This window comes from Nostoc edaphicum CCNP1411 (assembly GCF_014023275.1).
GTDB classification, from domain to species: domain Bacteria; phylum Cyanobacteriota; class Cyanobacteriia; order Cyanobacteriales; family Nostocaceae; genus Nostoc; species Nostoc edaphicum_A.
The window spans coordinates 2,533,184-2,549,567 of the sequence record NZ_CP054698.1 but is presented as its reverse complement, the minus strand read 5'-3'; the positions used below and the strand labels follow the sequence as shown (position 1 = coordinate 2,549,567).

General features: G+C 41.4%; 13 protein-coding genes and 1 other RNA gene. 9 read left to right on the top strand and 5 right to left on the bottom strand.

The features are described 5' to 3' along the window. Nucleotides 1-11: 11 nt before the first annotated feature. The 3 genes from HUN01_RS13095 to trxA all read right to left on the bottom strand — a co-directional run bounded on the left by HUN01_RS13095 (nt 12) and on the right by trxA (nt 1,876). On the bottom strand, nt 12-893 hold the full coding sequence (locus tag HUN01_RS13095) for a hypothetical protein (protein WP_181931639.1): 882 nt from the start codon (nt 891-893) through the stop codon (nt 12-14). A gap of 260 nt (nt 894-1,153) precedes the next feature. Next, nucleotides 1,154-1,318, bottom strand: a complete 165-nt coding sequence (locus HUN01_RS13090) for a hypothetical protein (RefSeq protein WP_181931638.1) — start codon at nt 1,316-1,318, stop codon at nt 1,154-1,156. 240 nt (nt 1,319-1,558) lie between these two features. Then, nucleotides 1,559-1,876, bottom strand: coding sequence for a thioredoxin (gene trxA / locus HUN01_RS13085; protein WP_181931637.1), 318 nt, complete (start codon nt 1,874-1,876; stop codon nt 1,559-1,561). Nucleotides 1,877-2,480: 604 nt separating this feature from the next. Here trxA and fabG point away from each other — a divergent pair. Beyond that, nucleotides 2,481-3,227, top strand: a complete 747-nt coding sequence (gene fabG / locus HUN01_RS13080) for a 3-oxoacyl-[acyl-carrier-protein] reductase (protein ID WP_181931636.1) — start codon at nt 2,481-2,483, stop codon at nt 3,225-3,227. A 258-nt stretch (nt 3,228-3,485) separates the two neighbouring features. Here fabG and HUN01_RS13075 read toward each other — a convergent pair whose 3' ends face one another. Then, nucleotides 3,486-4,568: an MraY family glycosyltransferase gene (locus HUN01_RS13075; protein WP_181931635.1), complete on the bottom strand. Its 1,083-nt coding sequence runs from the start codon at nt 4,566-4,568 to the stop codon at nt 3,486-3,488. 158 nt (nt 4,569-4,726) lie between these two features. On the opposite strand from HUN01_RS13075, the gene groL reads away from it, so the two are divergent. The 7 genes from groL (at nt 4,727) to HUN01_RS13040 (ending at nt 13,107) form a co-directional block, all read left to right on the top strand. After that, a complete protein-coding gene (gene groL / locus HUN01_RS13070; RefSeq protein WP_181931634.1) occupies nt 4,727-6,400 on the top strand; it encodes a chaperonin GroEL in 1,674 nt (557 codons plus the stop codon). A gap of 301 nt (nt 6,401-6,701) precedes the next feature. Next, complete coding sequence (gene corA, locus HUN01_RS13065; protein ID WP_181931633.1) at nt 6,702-7,844, top strand: magnesium/cobalt transporter CorA; 1,143 nt, start codon at nt 6,702-6,704, stop codon at nt 7,842-7,844. 64 nt (nt 7,845-7,908) lie between these two features. Next, entirely contained in the window at nt 7,909-8,604 is a 696-nt protein-coding gene (locus tag HUN01_RS13060; protein ID WP_069068953.1) for a hypothetical protein, read from the top strand. Between the two features lie 48 nt (nt 8,605-8,652). Beyond that, nucleotides 8,653-9,087: RNase P RNA component class A (rnpB, locus tag HUN01_RS13055), an RNA gene on the top strand. A gap of 124 nt (nt 9,088-9,211) precedes the next feature. After that, a complete protein-coding gene (rnc, locus tag HUN01_RS13050; protein ID WP_181931632.1) occupies nt 9,212-9,931 on the top strand; it encodes a ribonuclease III in 720 nt (239 codons plus the stop codon). Nucleotides 9,932-10,023: 92 nt separating this feature from the next. Beyond that, nucleotides 10,024-11,085: a Gfo/Idh/MocA family protein gene (locus HUN01_RS13045; protein ID WP_181931631.1), complete on the top strand. Its 1,062-nt coding sequence runs from the start codon at nt 10,024-10,026 to the stop codon at nt 11,083-11,085. Between the two features lie 519 nt (nt 11,086-11,604). Next, entirely contained in the window at nt 11,605-13,107 is a 1,503-nt protein-coding gene (locus HUN01_RS13040; RefSeq protein ID WP_203219535.1) for a tetratricopeptide repeat protein, read from the top strand. Between the two features lie 60 nt (nt 13,108-13,167). On the opposite strand, the gene HUN01_RS13035 is transcribed toward HUN01_RS13040, so the two are convergent. Beyond that, on the bottom strand, nt 13,168-15,297 hold the full coding sequence (locus HUN01_RS13035) for a sensor histidine kinase (RefSeq protein WP_181931630.1): 2,130 nt from the start codon (nt 15,295-15,297) through the stop codon (nt 13,168-13,170). A 296-nt stretch (nt 15,298-15,593) separates the two neighbouring features. On the opposite strand from HUN01_RS13035, the gene HUN01_RS13030 reads away from it, so the two are divergent. Next, complete coding sequence (locus tag HUN01_RS13030) at nt 15,594-16,334, top strand: RibD family protein (RefSeq protein ID WP_181931629.1); 741 nt, start codon at nt 15,594-15,596, stop codon at nt 16,332-16,334. Nucleotides 16,335-16,384: the final 50 nt, after the last annotated feature.

Genomic DNA, 16,384 nt, shown 5'->3' with positions numbered 1-16,384 from the left:
CTTTGCTTATTTTATTGCTTATCTATTAATAATATTTGTGAAAATTTATTCTCTGGTATAACATTGTTTTTTAAATCATAATTATTCATGATGCTATGCCAAAACTTACAAAGTAAACCATATTTTATCCAGTCTTTAATAGCTCGATTTTTCAATTCGGGAGAATTTCTTACTAAAGCAGCCATCATAGCGGCATTTTGTTGTAATTGTCCATAAATTTTCAATACCTCGTCAATAGAAGTATTTTCATCTAACTTACTCAGTTCATAGCATTCGCTTAACTCATAAAGCTCAATATCAGACAATAGACCACCAGGCTTCCATGCTATTTTGAGTCTTTGTCTACATTTATCAAGAGGACTGGGTAAGCCGTGAACTAAATATTTTTTCAATTCATTCCGAATTAGTTCAAGTTTGCCATCTATCAGTTCAGAGATTTTATCAACTATTTGATTAGCATCTTGAAATAGCTTATTTTCCAAATATTCGATTCTTTCCAAGCTCTGCTCAATGCTGTTTTGAGACAAGCTAATCGCCTGCATTACAGCTAGTGACATTTGATTAATTCTGTTTTCTAGATAAAAATTACTTTGACTAACAGTGTCCGTCAGGGCTTTTTCACGAATGTTATCTATTTTATCAAGGTAATATTTAACTTTTTCATCTGTGGTACTCAACAGATATTCAATGTCAACTTTAATTTTACTTTCTAATTCCTCGGTCTTTTCTATCGCGTGATTAATGCTTTCTTGAGCTATATAATCAAGCTTGTCAGCTAAAGGGTAAACTTTGTCATCAAACAAGTTACCTATTTCCTTGCTACTGTCTCTCACAACCTCCTTAGCTGCACTCTCAAACTGTTTAACAAGACCTCCAAATAGCCATCCCATCATTTATCCACATCCTTTGAGAGCATAATTAGTAAACAGATATCCTCCCAAAAATAACACTCCTTTTTAGGAGTGTCGAGATAAAATAATGGCTAATAAATTAGTAGAAATTCGGTGGACGATTATCGAAATATTATTTAGTGTTTGACAAAAATATAGTTGCTTTGCCCAAAATATGTTGTGCAAAACTAGTGCGATCAATCACTACACTAAAAATAAAATGAATAACCCTAGCTCATCGTAGACGTTGCCCTACAGATAACCTAATTATTTCTTTTGCCTGATTTACCAGTTAGATTTGAAAATTGGTGCTTTTCTATAACCCGCTCAATCTGGCAAGTCACCGCATTTATTCTATGTTTAACCTTATCAAAATCAATATTCACCCAAATATAGGCTTTATCTGGTCTTTGTTGTTTAGTATTCATATATTGCTTTACGTGTCAAGATATTTTGTTATATCTACACAATATATCTTTCTCAACTTCTAAACTACTTTCTCTAGACGTATAAGTAAATATGCTTAATGTTTACTTAAGATTTATCAGATTTATCTGCTAGAAATTCAATCAAGCAGTAATTTAATTAAGGTGCACAATTACTATTTACTGAAAGAGACGCGATATTTCGCGCCTCTAAGAACCAAAATCAAAATTCTAAGTGTTAGCTTAAATCTTTGTTTGTAGATATTGCACCAACTGCGGTGCTTGCATCACTCCCTCTATCCGATCCACAGGCTTACCTTGCTTAAACAGTACCAGGGTTGGGAGAGAAGCAATTTTATACTCAGTAGCCAAATCTGTGTATTTTTCTGTGTCGATTTTGACAATTCGTAGACGATCTTTAAGTTGGGCATTGACTTGCTCTAAAATTGGCACCATCATCTGACAGGGGCCACACCAGTCAGCGTAAAAATCTACTAATACAGGCACATCAGAAGCGGACAGCATATCATCAAAACTGTTAAATTCTTTTTTAGTTGCCATTGTGACACACGCCGATTTTCAATTGTTTGTTTCAATAGTAATTCTTAGAAAATAAAATAGGTATAGGATTATGGGTTTTGTTGGGAAAAGATTAGATTAGTTAATATAGACTGATTTGCCAGCCAAAAACCTTAAATAATTATAATAAAACACGTATACTATTTTATTTTATGCATATCCATTAGATATGTATTTAAACTTATTCTGACTAACCAACAAATTATAGAGGCGTTCACGAGAGTGATGTCTACAACAGTGTAGCTGCTATAGTTCCTAGTCTATTCCAATTAAGTGATGTCTACAACGGGCTATTCGGTGACGCAGCTATAGATAAATCAACAATATATTGCTTCAAGTTATTCATCCATTAACAAAAAATAACTCATAGATATTTAATTATAGTAAAACGTTAATTTGTCTAAATTAAGTTATATATATCTAGCTAAAAACGAGGTAGAACTTTATCTATTTAGATATCTAATTTGCATCATGCCAGCAAGATTGTCATCCCGCAAGAGTTAGATTTTATTCAGACAATATTCAGATGTTCCCGAAATCACCATAAGATAATTAGCGCGGTATTTCTAAGATTGAGGAACATTAAATGACACTATTACAAGATAAAGTCGCAATTATCACAGGTGCATCACGAGGAATTGGCCGAGCGATCGCAATTGAATTAGCCTCACAAGGAGCGATCGCAGTTGTCAATTATGCCAGTTCTAGCGCTGCTGCTGAGGCGGTTGTTACAGAAATTACAGCAGCCGGAGGTCAAGCGATCGCTATCCAAGCAGACGTTTCTAAAATCGAGCAAGTAGACGCACTAGTTAACGCCGTCATGGAAAAGTTCAGTCGTGTGGATATTTTGGTCAACAACGCGGGTATTACTCGTGACACACTGCTTTTGCGTTTGAAGCCAGAAGATTGGCAAGCTGTGATAGACCTTAATTTAACTGGTGTTTTCTTTTGTACACGCGCCGCCAGTAAAATTATGCTGAAGCAGCGATCGGGGCGGATTATCAACATTACCTCCGTTGCGGGGCAAATGGGCAACCCAGGTCAGTCCAACTACAGCGCCGCCAAAGCAGGTGTAATTGGTTTCACCAAAAGCGTTGCTAAAGAACTAGCTACACGCGGTATCACCGTTAACGCCGTCGCCCCTGGATTCATCACCACCGACATGACCAGCGATCTCAACAACCCCGAAGATATTCTGAAATACATTCCACTCGGTCGTTTCGGTCAGCCCGAAGAGGTCGCTGGGATGGTGCGCTTCCTCGCTGCCGATCCCGCTGCCAACTACATCACTGGACAAGTCTTTAACGTCGATGGCGGCATGGTAATGGCCTAAATAGTAATTTTCGTAGGTGCGTTATACCGAAGGCTAACGCACCTATTTTATCAGGTGATTTCAGTCGCAACGACACAAGCAAAGTACCCCTGCGCGGACTAACGGCAATTAAATTTTCAATCTAAAATCCAAAATTTAAAATCTAAAATTCAGTCAAGGCAAAATTGTGCATCACCAAATAGCCAGTCCTAGACATCGCTTCCATACAGAAAATAAACCATAGTAGGGCTAGCATTCTAATGCCCACCCTACAAGCAACTAAGGCTGTTGGCGTATCCTTTGCCAGACAGTAAAGCCCAAAAGAAGGATAATGCTACTGGCGGTAGTCAGTATCACAGCCAAACTCATACCTTGTATTCTCATCGCCAGCAAGTTAAAAACTAAGGTAATTGACCAAAGCGTGAACGCAGCATTGCGCTGGGAAAGTCCCCAAGCGAGTAAGCGGTGGTGCAAATGGTCTTTGCCAGGAGTACTGAGAGGGTTATTTCCTGCTAGTAGCCGCCGCACAAATACTTGAGTGGTGTCTAGCACTGGTAACAACAGAAATAAAACTGTAGGAATTAGTGCATAAAGTGTGTTTTGTTGCAGTTTTCCTAAAATGCTAGTTGCTGCCAGCACATAGCCAAAAAAGTATGCTCCGGCATCACCCATAATAATTCGTGACGGATGGAAATTATGGCGCAAAAAGCCCAGTGCAGCACCTCCCAAGGCTGCGAGTACCAAGATTGCCGCTGCACGGTTGTTAAATTGAGCTGCAACCCCCAACAAACTCATGGCGGTAATAAAGCTGATTCCTCCCGCCAAGCCATCCATACCATCCATTAAGTTAATGGCGTTGGTAATCCCTACTACCCATAGTACTGTCAGTGACATGGACAGGAGAGAGTCGATGGGGGTGCCAAACATCACTTGAACACTGATGCCATTAGCTACCAGCAACAGTGCCGTGACAATTTGCGCCCACAATCGAACAGAGGGCGGTAAGCCGAACTGATCATCGATAAAGCCCACAAGGACTAATATCGAACCCCCCAACAGAATAGTGAGCACCTGAGCCAATACGTTTTGGAGTTCGATCGGTCGTAAAAGGCTAGCTAATACCAGCGCGGCAATCACACCCGCGTAGATAGCTAGCCCCCCTGCATTGGGTAAAGGTTCTCGGTTGAGTCGCCGTGCGTTAGGTTGGTCAGCCCAACCTACTCGCAAGGCAAATTTTCGTACTGTCGGAATTAAACGCCAAGTTACAAGCCAAGCCAATAGGAACGTAAATACTACTGCCAACCAGCCGGTGCCGCTAGGGTCGGCAATACCGAGGGACTTAAGGGAGTTGTCTAGATTCATCTCCCAATTCAAGCATTACTGCCAGTATCTAATATGAGCATCACCTGTATATTAATCAATTTTTTTTATTTCCATTTGTAACTTGAGCCGCTTGAGAGATTAGCACTCTTGCGCTGTGAGTGCTAAATTGTCTAATGGAAGCGCTGGAGAAATGAAACATGGCAAAAATTATTGCATTTGACGAGGAATCGCGGCGAGCTCTAGAAAGGGGTGTTAACGCCCTTGCCGATGCCGTAAAAATCACATTAGGGCCCAAAGGTCGCAATGTGCTTTTAGAAAAAAAGTTTGGCGCACCTCAAATTGTCAACGATGGTATCACTGTTGCCAAGGAAATTGAATTAGAAGATCCTTTGGAAAATACTGGTGCAAGACTCATCCAGGAAGTAGCCTCAAAAACTAAAGATGTCGCTGGGGATGGTACAACCACCGCCACAGTTTTAGCACAAGCCTTGATTCGAGAAGGTTTGAAGAACGTCGCGGCAGGTAGTAACCCTGTTAGCTTAAGACGTGGGATCGACAAAACTATTGAGGCACTGGTACTAGAAATTGCCAAGATAGCCAAGCCAGTAGAAGGAAGTGCGATCGCTCAAGTTGCTACTGTCTCTGCTGGTAACGATGAAGAAGTTGGCCAAATGTTAGCCCAAGCAATGGAAAAAGTCACCAAAGATGGTGTCATTACCGTTGAAGAATCTAAATCCCTCACAACTGAACTAGAAGTGGTTGAAGGGATGCAGATTGACAGAGGTTACATTTCTCCCTACTTCGTCACCAACAACGAGCGGCAAATTGTGGAATTTGAAAACGCTCGGATCTTGGTGACAGATAAAAAAATCAGCAGCATCCAAGATTTAGTGCCAATTTTGGAAAAAGTTGCCCGTTCTGGTCAGCCCTTGCTAATTATCGCTGAAGATGTCGAAGGTGATGCTTTGGCAACTTTGGTAGTGAACAAAGCGCGGGGTGTACTGGCTGTAGCTGCCATTAAAGCGCCTGGGTTTGGCGATCGCCGCAAAGCTTTGTTAGAAGATATTGCCATTCTCACCGATGGACAGTTGATTTCTGAAGAAATCGGCTTGAGCTTGGATACTGCTGCTTTAGAAGCGCTGGGAACTGCCCGCAAAATTACCATTGACAAAGAAAGCACCACCATTGTAGCTGGCAGTGTTACCAAGCCAGAAGTACAAAAGCGGATTGGTCAAATTCGTAGACAGTTGGAAGAAACCGATTCTGAATACGATCAAGAAAAACTCCAAGAACGCATCGCCAAGCTCGCTGGCGGCGTGGCAGTGATTAAAGTGGGTGCGGCAACCGAAACCGAACTCAAAGACCGCAAACTGCGGATTGAAGACGCGCTGAACGCTACTAAAGCTGCTGTGGAAGAAGGTATTGTTCCTGGTGGTGGGACAACTCTAATTCACTTAGCTAAGACGGTAGAAGCGATTAAAAAGACTTTACAAAATGACGAAGAAAGAATTGGGGCTGATATTGTCGAACGAGCGCTAGAAGCCCCCTTACGCCAAATAGCAGACAACGCCGGTGCTGAAGGTTCTGTAATCGTCTCTAAAGTCCGGGATAGCGAGTTCAACATTGGCTACAACGCTGCTACTGGCGAATTTGAAGACTTGATTGCTGCTGGTATTATCGACCCTGCCAAAGTCGTGCGTTCAGCTTTGCAAAATGCTGGTTCCATTGCTGGTTTGGTCTTAACCACTGAAGCGATCGTTGTTGAAAAGCCAGAGAAGAAATCCGCTGCTCCTGCCCCTGACATGGGCGGTATGGGAGGCATGGGTGGCATGGGTGGCATGGGCGGCATGGGCGGCATGGGTATGTTCTAACTTCTGCTCACCCAGATAAATATTTTTTAAACAGTTTGTCTTACCCAGGCAAACTGTTTTTTGTAGCATTGCTGATTCAGAGGCGATATGTTATACCAATTCGTAATTCGTAATTCGTAATTTGTCAGATTTAAATCTGACTGATGACTAAATTATCAACCTAAATAATTGCGTAATTTAGAAATTATAGTCTTTATATTGATTTTTGTAAGATTACGTGTAAGTTATCCTTATGTACTTTGTTATTTACAAATGACAAATGACAAATGACTAATGACTAATCACTATTAGGTAATGTTTTATGGCACGAAAACTGCGTCGCCTTCCCAAAATAGTCACCAAGCTATACGAAGATGAATTCTATCACCAACCAGGAACTTTACCAGGAACCATAATTATTGATGCAGATGCTCCGCTACCGATAATTTTCTTAATTGACTATAATCAAACCAATTTCATTCGTGAACAAATAGCAACTCCAGAGGAGTGTCTCCCCTATCTTGATGCAGAATCGATTTCTTGGGTAGACGTACAAGGTTTAGGTAGTCAAGACATATTACAACGATTGGGTAACGTCTTTGAGTTACATCCTCTAGTTTTAGAAGATGTAGTCAATGTACCAGAGCGTCCCAAAACCGAGGATTATGAAGACCAATTGCTATTCATTGCCTGCATGGTAGTACCAAAGGAGAAAACATGTGGTTTTTATAGTGAGCAAGTAAGTTTAATATTAGGGAAAAATTATTTGTTGACAGTACAAGAGGAACCAGAACATGATTGCTTTGAAGCAGTGCGATCGCGAATTGAAAAAAATAAAGGTATCATCCGTAAACAAGGAGCGGATTATTTAGCTTACGCTCTGTTAGATGCGATTATTGATGGCTTTTTCCCAGTACTGGAGCTTTATGGAGAGCGAATCGAAGAGTTAGAAGAGGAGGTAATAGTCAAACCAACGCCACAAACACTACAAAATATTTATCAAATTAGGCGAGAATTACTGCAACTACGTCGTGCTATCTGGCCCCAACGAGATGCAATTAATTCCTTAATTCGAGATGGTAGTGAACTAATTGGCGAAGAAGTACGAATCTACCTGCGAGATTGTTATGACCATACAGTGCAAGTGATGGATATGGTGGAAACTTACCGAGAACTATCATCTGGATTAATGGATGTGTACCTTTCGGCAGTGAGTAATAAAATGAATGAAATTATGAAGGTACTAACGGTAGTTTCAACAATTTTTATTCCACTAACTTTTGTGGCTGGAATATATGGTATGAATTTCAATACTGAAAAATCGCCATATAATATGCCTGAATTGAATTGGTATTGGGGCTACCCAATTTGCTTGGCAGTTATGGTAGCGATCGCACTTAGTTTGCTATTCTTTTTTTGGCGACGAGGCTGGCTGCAAAATTCTGTAGTAATCAAGCGCAATTAAAGATTTGAGATGAGCGATGAGTCAAATATATATTCATTAGCACCGGGAGTTAAGATTCTGAGTTATGAGGAGTAGCGACCAGAATTTAGTAGTTTTGACGATTTATATTATTGGTGTCTCATACGTTTTTAACCGCATGGTTGAATCCATTGATGACCAAGTTAAATTTGAGTTTAAAAAAGGAATCGTTGATGAGCAACTCAAAGAACAAAATCTCGACGACAAAATTGGAATTTCCTTTAAACTTAAACCCTCATACGCAATTGAAGATTTGAAAGATTTAGGAATCAGCATAGAAAATAAATCTGAGAATGTTGCCGTATACGTTGACTGGGACAATAGTTCTTTAGTAGTTGAACATAGCAAACAATCGCGGCGTGTGATTCGGAAATCACCAGACTTAACCCGCGACTTAGCAGTACCCCAAAGTCCTAGCCTGATTGCTCCCAAAAAAACACTTTCTGAAACAGTGACAGCAGAAGATGTATTCGAGCGCGATAAAGAAGCTGGAACCTATTCAGCCAAAAAACCACTAATTGATATTAACGGGCTACAAAAAGGGCAAAAAAAGCTGTACAACGACTTTATCAACAGAAGAAAAGAGTTGGACTTTTCGCTGCAACTAGTGCTAAGGATATCTGAGGTGCGTTTAGGTCTAGCCCCAGGTCGTGATTTTCCTCCCATTAGTATTATCAATTGTCCTTTCACAGTCAGGAAACTACCTTGGACTTACGCTCTACCTTGGAATAAAAAAAAGTAATATCAACCAGACAGACTATGCCATCCAAGATTACACTGGATCTAAGGAGAGAGTAGACGCAGGCGGTTGCAGATCAGTCATAGTCACTGGTTTGAGGAAAGTCCGGACTCCCGAAAGACCAAACTTGCTGGATAACGTCCAGTGCGAGCGATCGTGAGGATAGTGCCACAGAAAGATACCGCCAAGAATAGGGAATAGGGAATAGGGAATAGGGAATAGGGAAAGCAAAACCCCACTCCCCACTCACCACTCCCCACTCCCCAATCTTTGGTAAGGGTGCAAAGGTGCGGTAAGAGCGCACCAGCAGTATCGAGAGGTGCTGGCTCGGTAAACCCCGGTTGGGAGCAAGGCGATAGGAACTACGGTTGGTCTTTTACCAGTTCCGCTCAATGAGAGCCGCTAGAGGCGTCTGGTAACAGGCGTCCCAGATAGATAACTGCCCTCGCAAGAGAACAGAACCCGGCTTATGTACTGCTCTCTCCCCCTTTTTTTAGTGCTGAGTTAGAAGAGACGCGATGAATCGCGTCTGTACAAGAGTTAGAAGTTTGTATTTTTCCCCTGCCTCCCCTGCCCCCCTGCCCCCCTGCCCCCTTCCCCTTGTTATGTAATGTCCCTTGCCTATCCACGCCGTCAACGGCAACTTGAAAGTTTAGTCCAAAAATTAGGTTTGTCGCTAGAAGCACCTATAAAGTGGGAACTGCTAGATTTAGCGCTCACTCATCCCACTGTTTCTGATTCGGCAAATTATGAACAGCTGGAGTTTGTTGGCGATGCAGTGGTGCGCCTGGTTTCGGCTGTTGTGTTATGGGAAAATTATCCTGATTGTCCCGTAGGGGATTTTGCGGCAATTCGTTCGGTATTGGTGAGCGATCGCATCCTCGCCCAATTGGCCAGAACTTATGGTTTAGAGTTATACTTACTCGTTGCTGGCAGTGCTACCGCTGATAAAGTTGGTCTAGAGTCACGACTAGCAGACGCTTTTGAAGCAGTTCTGGGTGCACTTTATTTAAGTACTCAAAATCTAGAACTGATCCGCTCTTGGCTAGATCCCCACTTCCTACAATTAGCAACAGAAATTCGCCTTGATCCTGCCAGACTTAATTACAAAGCTGCTCTCCAAGAATGGACTCAGGCACAATTTAAAGTTTTACCAGAGTATCGGGTTGTGGAAGTTAGTCAACCGCACCGTAATCATGAACGTTTCGTGGCTGAAGTGTGGCTGCACGGAACCAAGCTAGGATTTGGTAAGGGACGCTCAATCAAAACCGCTGAACAAGCCGCAGCCAAGGTAGCTTTTTTAGCAATCTCTAATCCGGAAAACCCCTGAACTCAAAAGATTACAAATAAACTGATAATCAGTTGCTAGTCATTTGTTATTTGACTAATGACTAATGACCAATGACAAGTGACAAATAACTAATGACAAACCAAATTAAAATTGCTGTCATCGGAGTTGGACGTTGGGGAGTGCATCTGCTGCGAAATTTCTTAGCACATCCCGAAGTAAATGTAGTTGCTGTAGTAGATCCTCATCCAGAACGATTAGCAGCGATAAAGCAGCAATTTGACTTAGATGAAAATGTATTATTAACAACTCAATGGCAAGATTTAAAGAAAGTGCCAGGGTTGACAGGAGTGGCGATCGCTACTCCTGCTACCACTCACTATGATTTAATTAAAGATGCTCTCCAACACGGATACCATGTTTTGGCTGAAAAGCCACTAACTCTTGATCCCGCCGAATGTCGGGAACTTTGCCAGTTAGCAGAGCAGCATCATTTAATACTCATGGTTGACCACACTTATTTATTTCACCCAGCAGTTGAGCAAGGGCAAACTGTAGTACAGGCGGGTAAATTAGGTGATTTACGCTATGGCTACGCGACGCGCACCCATTTAGGCCCTGTCCGCCAAGATGTTGATGCGCTGTGGGACTTAGCTATTCACGATATTGCGATCTTTAACGCTTGGCTAGGTCAGATGCCTGTGAAAGTACAAGCAACGGGTACGGTATGGCTACAGGGGCAAGCCAATAGCGAAATAACCCACTTTCCATCCCAAGGTTTAGCCGATCTAGTATGGTTAACACTGACATATCCAGATGGCTTTCAAGCTTATATTCATTTGTGCTGGCTAAATGCTGATAAGCAGCGACGGCTGGGGATTGTAGGTAGCCTTGGTAGTTTGATTTTTGATGAAATGTTGCGATCGTCACCTCTAACGCTTCTATATGGCGAGTTTGAACAGCAGGGTAATCATTTTATTCCGGGAAATCAAAGACAGGTAGTGCTGGAATTAGAACCGGGTGAACCATTGGGGCGAGTTTGCTCTTGTTTTGTTGACTCTATCCTCAACAATACTCCCTCAGAGGTTTCGTCTGGCTGGGTAGGCACACAGTTAGTAGAAATTCTTGCTGCACTAACGCTATCTCTTGAGCAAGGCGGCCAACCTGTTTTTCTGAACAACTCCCCTCAAGTGTAATTTTCCGTTAAATAAAACTTATCCAAAGTTTCCTCTACTACACCTTTAGAGGTTGTTTGAAAAGTGTTTCGCTGTGACTTTAGGCACTTTGAGATCCCCCTAAATCCCCCTTAAAAAGGGGGACTTTGATTCTGGTTCCCCCCTTTTTTAAGGGGGGTTAGGGGGGATCTAAAACTATTTGATACCGACAAAAGGACTTTTCAAACATCCTCTTATACTACAGTCTACGAAGCTCCGAGATTTATTAACGGAGTTCAAAGGCTCATTAACGAAGCTCTGAGGTTCATTAATGGAGTTCAAAGACTCATTCACGAAGCTCTGAGGTTCATTAACGGAGTTCAAAGACTCATTCACGAAGCTCCGAGGTTCATTAACGGAGTTCAAAGACTCATTAATGAAGCTCTGAGGTTCATTAATGAAGTTCAAAGACTCATTCACGAGGATTTATCAAAAATTCATCCGGTTTTTAGCGATTTTCGGGTAAGTCCTGATAAAATCAGCTAACGTATGAGCATGATTATGCACAACCGTATATTTACTACTTTATTTTTAACTCTATTTCTGGCTACCACACCCCAGTTTGTAGTTGCTCAAAACAATATTGAACAGCTATTTAAACAAGGCGACGCTGCCGAATCGGTGGGTAATAACTCCCAAGCAGAGACAATTTGGCGGAAAGTTTTACAAATTGAACCCAATAATGGCAAAGCTTATAACAATTTGGGTAATGCTTTGCGGCGACAGGGAAAACTAGAGGAAGCATTAGCGGCGCACCAGAAAGCATTACAACTCAATCCTAATGATGCCGAAGCTTACGTTGGTATGGGTAATGTGCTAAATGCTCAAGGAAAACTAGAGGAGGCATTGGCATCTTTTCAGAAAGCCTTGCAACTTAACCCTAACTTGGCTACTGCTTACAATGGTCTAGGCAATGTGCTGTATGGACAGAAAAAATTAGATGCAGCAATTACCGCATATCAAAAAGCGATTCAACTAGATCCCAAATATGCTTTTGCTTACATGAATCTAGGTAGTGTCCTGAGAGAGCAAAAGAAATTAGATGCAGCAGTTGCCGCCTTCCAAAAAGCAATTCAACTCAACCCTAACTATGCTGAGGCTTACAACAATCTCGGCATTGCCTTGAGAGAGCAAAAGAAATTAGATGCAGCAGTTGCCGCCTTCCAAAAAGCAATTCAACTCAACCCTAACTATGCTGAGGCTTACAACAATCTCGGCATTGCCTTGAGAGAGCAGAAGAAATTAGATGCAGCAGTTGCCGCCTTCCAAAAAGCAATTCAACTCAACCCCAACTTTGCTTATGCTTACTACGGTCTCGGTATTGCGCTGTATGACCAGAAGAAATTAGATGCAGCAGTTGCCGCCTACGAACAAGCAATTAAACTCAACCCCAACGATGCTAATGCTTACTACGGTCTCGGTATTGCGCTGTATGACCAGAAGAAATTAGATGCAGCAGTTGCCGCCTACGAACAAGCAATTAAACTCAACCCCAACGATGCTAATGCTTACAACAATCTCGGCAATGCCCTGTATGGACAGAAAAAATTAGATGCAGCAGTTGCCGCCTTCCAAAAAGCCTTGCAACTTAACCCTAACTTTGCTTATGCTTACAACAATCTCGGCAATGCCCTGAGTGACCAGAAAAAATTAGATGCAGCAGTTGCCGCCTTCCAAAAAGCAATTCAACTCAACCCCAACTTGGCTGGTGCTTACAACAATCTCGGCATTGCCCTGAGTGACCATCTAAATATTGAAGGAATACGACATTTAGGAATTTTCCCGGAAAAAAAAGGTATAGAAGCGCGGTTTTTTGGGAAGACAACAGAGATTCAAATCGGTCTAGATCCTGATTTTCCAGTTTCGAGAATCCGGGGTAGCTGGTTAGATGGCGTTTTACCTCGCGATGCGATTATTGCGCTGTTCTCTTTTGGGGCTGCTACAGTTGCAAATCTTCTATCTTGGCTATTTAGTAACACTTCTAAATCCGCGTCAAAACCATAGCCGTTAGGAGTGAGGATTCAAATTTATTATTTTGAATTTAGAATTAGAGTCTAGTAAAAATTACCTTTCAGAAGCCCCATTTGCATAAACTTCTGTTTTTGGAATACTTACCAAGATAGTTTGCTGCGGCGAAAAGCTAATCTCGTAAGTCTCGTTCCCAAGTAACACCTGGAATTTCATCGACTTCTCTTTGTTTACAACTGCTTTTACAGATTTGTTGCTCCCCACAGAGGGGCTTTCCCCAGACTGCTGTAGGCTAGAGTATTGGTTTGCTTTTGCCCCCTTCTTCCCAGAGGAAAATCCCAAATTCCCGACATTTTCTTCTTTGTTGTCAACAGGTAACAGCGAGATATCAATCAAGGGTAAGGTAATCTTTAGTGTCGTACCTTGATGAAGTCCGGTACTCTCAAGAGTAATGCTGCCTCCCATAAGTTCGATTAAGTTTCGTGAAATTGCGAGTCCGAGTCCAGTCCCTTCAAACTGACGCGCAGTTGTGCCATTCACCATCACAAAGGGGCGAAATAGTTTGTGCTGTTGATTGGGATCAATGCCTATACCTGTATCTTTAACTATTACCACTACTTGAGATTTACCATTACTAGATTGAATTTCTGTAGCAATGGTGATGCTTCCTGTGTCGGTGAACTTAGTAGCGTTGCCAATAACATTAATTAGCACCTGCTTCAGTTTTGCTGCGTCTGCTTTAATTGGTATTGCTTGAGGATCTAACTCGCATTTCAATTGCAAGCCCTTTTGTTGAACATTAACTGATTGTAAATTAATCACCTCTAACAATATTTGTCGGAGGTCAAGAGGTATGGTGACTACAGAAAGCTTACCTGCTTCGATTTTAGAAATGTCGAGTAAATCATTAATAATACTTAGCAAATGAATTGTTGTTTCATCGGCACGTTTGAGGAAGTCCATTTCTTCTTCGCGGCTATCACATAAGCCATCTTTAACCACGCGAATGCAGCTAATAATAGTATGTAATGGGTTTCTCAATTCATGAGAAGTCGTAGCCAAAAACTGGCTTTTAATCTGGTTAGCGCTTTTTGCTTCTTTCCAAGCTATTTCTAGTTCTTCTGCCCCAGCTTTGAGCCTTTCTACCATTTGGTTTAATGCTTGGGCCAGCTGATTGAATTCCCGGATTTGAAAATTCTGCGGAACTGGTTGTGCGGCGTGGTGAGAGTGAATATTGAGAGCGTAGTCTCGCAATTCTTCTACAGGACGTGCCAAGTAAGGAGCTAAATATAGGGATGCTAATAAACTTGCACCAATTAAACCGACTGTCAAAACGATGAGAATTAGTTTGATTTCCTCTAAACCAAAAAGCGCATTATCGACGCTAGTAACAGCTAAGACTATCCATTTTTCCTGCTGTTGTTGAGTAAGTGGATTTGTAATAGCTGTATAGCCAGCCAGTAATTCTTCACCATCTGTAAAAGATAAATTTATTGAATCTTTTCGTCCTGCAATGGCATTTTTAATTATGCTCTTGAATTGGGAAGAATTTGGATGTTGATTAATATTAGTTCCCACCCAGCCTGTCAATGGGTGCGCCAAAACCGTCCCATCTTCAGCAATCACTACCATAGCACCTGTGAGCGATCCTGGTGGATTTAAGGTTTGTTGGTATAATGCAGACTGAATACTTAAACTATAAATTGAATTTTTTTGGCTATCGGAGACTGGTGCAGATAGCACTACTTGCAGTTGATTTTGTGTGTTTCTTTTACCAGTCATTCCTGTCTTTGACGGGAAGATTGTTTTGACATCAATTCCTTCACTAGGTAAAGGTAATGTCAATTTTCCAATTGCTTGATCCCCACAGCTATTAGCAATTATTTTTTGGTTTAGCAGATCCGTTAATTGAATGCACTCAATACTGGCTGGAAGTTGTTGCTTTAACTGCGTGAGAATTTCTTGCTCTTGTATGGGTGAACCCGATGGAATTACTGTTGTTTTACTTACAGTCAACAAATTAGCTTTTAAGAGAGCGATCGCATCTTCAATTCTCTGTCCTTTACTGATGGCGCTTTCTGTTAAATTTTGACGTGCAGTTCCCAATATGCTAGAACGTGCCTTATTCAAGGCAACAATCTCACCTATAAGTAAAACTGGAACAAACAGCAGCAATATTCTCGTTACTAAAATTCTACGAAAGGAAGATTGGCGAGAATTAGTCATTGAGTGTCTCACTTTGCATCCGCAAACCACAACAGCAAAGATATGTAATTAGACGAGCTAGATGAGACATTTTATTAAATTATCAGAATTTTATTTTCAATGTTTAAAAATAACAAATTGCTATAATTTAAAAAGAAACGTAGTATACCAAAACTCATATATGGCAAATGGAAAAGCGATTTGTGTTGCATAGAAATACAGTGGTAAAATCGGCAAATATTACCTTGTAAGCATAGACTTTTTTTTGAGAATCTACACACTAGCAAAGAGAATATTCAAACTATCAAATCAATCTAATGTTGCAACATCGTCCTCATACTACAGTTGTTTTAGCAATGAGTGCAGATGGCAAAATAGCAGATTTTAAGCGATCGCCTGCTCGGTTTGGTTCAAGGGTTGATAAAGCACACTTAGAAAAACAAATCGCTGCCGCTGATGCCGTTTTATTCGGTGCTGGTACTCTCCGGGCCTATGGAACAACACTTACTGTATCAGATCCAACTTTAGTAGAACTTCGGGCGCAAGAGGGAAAGCTTCCGCAGCCAGTTCATATAGTGACTACACACTCTGCAAACCTCAATCCGGAAATTAACTTTTTTAAGCAACCAATTAGACGCTGGCTACTCACGACAACAGCGGGAGCAGTTTCATGGAAAAAACGCTTACAGACATTTCACTCAACTCTGGGAACCAGAGCACAAGAGTGCCCTCTAGAATTTGAGCAGATTCTAGTTTTTGAAACACCAACACGAGAAATTGACATTCCCGCAGCTTTAAAACATCTAGCCAATATACATATAACACGCTTGGTAGTCTTAGGTGGAGGTGAATTAGTCGCTTCCTTACTGCAATTAGATTTAATTGATGAATTATGGCTGACTGTCTGTCCGCTGATTTTAGGTGGTAATACCGCACCAACACCTGTAGAAGGGAAAGGATTTTTACCCGATTTAGCTCCCAAGTTGCAACTTCTAGAAGTTCATACCGTTGAGCAAGAAGTGTTTTTGCACTATCGCCTACAACGATCAGCAGATTAGATTAAGCTAAGTTAAGTTATTTATTGGGCATGGGGCATGGGCATGGGGCA

Coding starts and splice junctions, on each gene's coding strand:
- HUN01_RS13060 (WP_069068953.1), top strand. CDS start 7,909: ATGAGGAGTAGCGACCAGAATTTAGTAGTTTTGACGATTTATATTATT.
- HUN01_RS13030 (WP_181931629.1), top strand. CDS start 15,594: ATGTTGCAACATCGTCCTCATACTACAGTTGTTTTAGCAATGAGTGCA.
- HUN01_RS13035 (WP_181931630.1), bottom strand. CDS start 15,297: ATGACTAATTCTCGCCAATCTTCCTTTCGTAGAATTTTAGTAACGAGA.
- groL (WP_181931634.1), top strand. CDS start 4,727: ATGGCAAAAATTATTGCATTTGACGAGGAATCGCGGCGAGCTCTAGAA.
- HUN01_RS13095 (WP_181931639.1), bottom strand. CDS start 893: ATGATGGGATGGCTATTTGGAGGTCTTGTTAAACAGTTTGAGAGTGCA.
- HUN01_RS13040 (WP_203219535.1), top strand. CDS start 11,605: ATGCACAACCGTATATTTACTACTTTATTTTTAACTCTATTTCTGGCT.
- fabG (WP_181931636.1), top strand. CDS start 2,481: ATGACACTATTACAAGATAAAGTCGCAATTATCACAGGTGCATCACGA.
- rnc (WP_181931632.1), top strand. CDS start 9,212: ATGTCCCTTGCCTATCCACGCCGTCAACGGCAACTTGAAAGTTTAGTC.
- trxA (WP_181931637.1), bottom strand. CDS start 1,876: ATGGCAACTAAAAAAGAATTTAACAGTTTTGATGATATGCTGTCCGCT.
- HUN01_RS13090 (WP_181931638.1), bottom strand. CDS start 1,318: ATGAATACTAAACAACAAAGACCAGATAAAGCCTATATTTGGGTGAAT.
- HUN01_RS13075 (WP_181931635.1), bottom strand. CDS start 4,568: ATGAATCTAGACAACTCCCTTAAGTCCCTCGGTATTGCCGACCCTAGC.
- corA (WP_181931633.1), top strand. CDS start 6,702: ATGGCACGAAAACTGCGTCGCCTTCCCAAAATAGTCACCAAGCTATAC.
- HUN01_RS13045 (WP_181931631.1), top strand. CDS start 10,024: ATGACAAACCAAATTAAAATTGCTGTCATCGGAGTTGGACGTTGGGGA.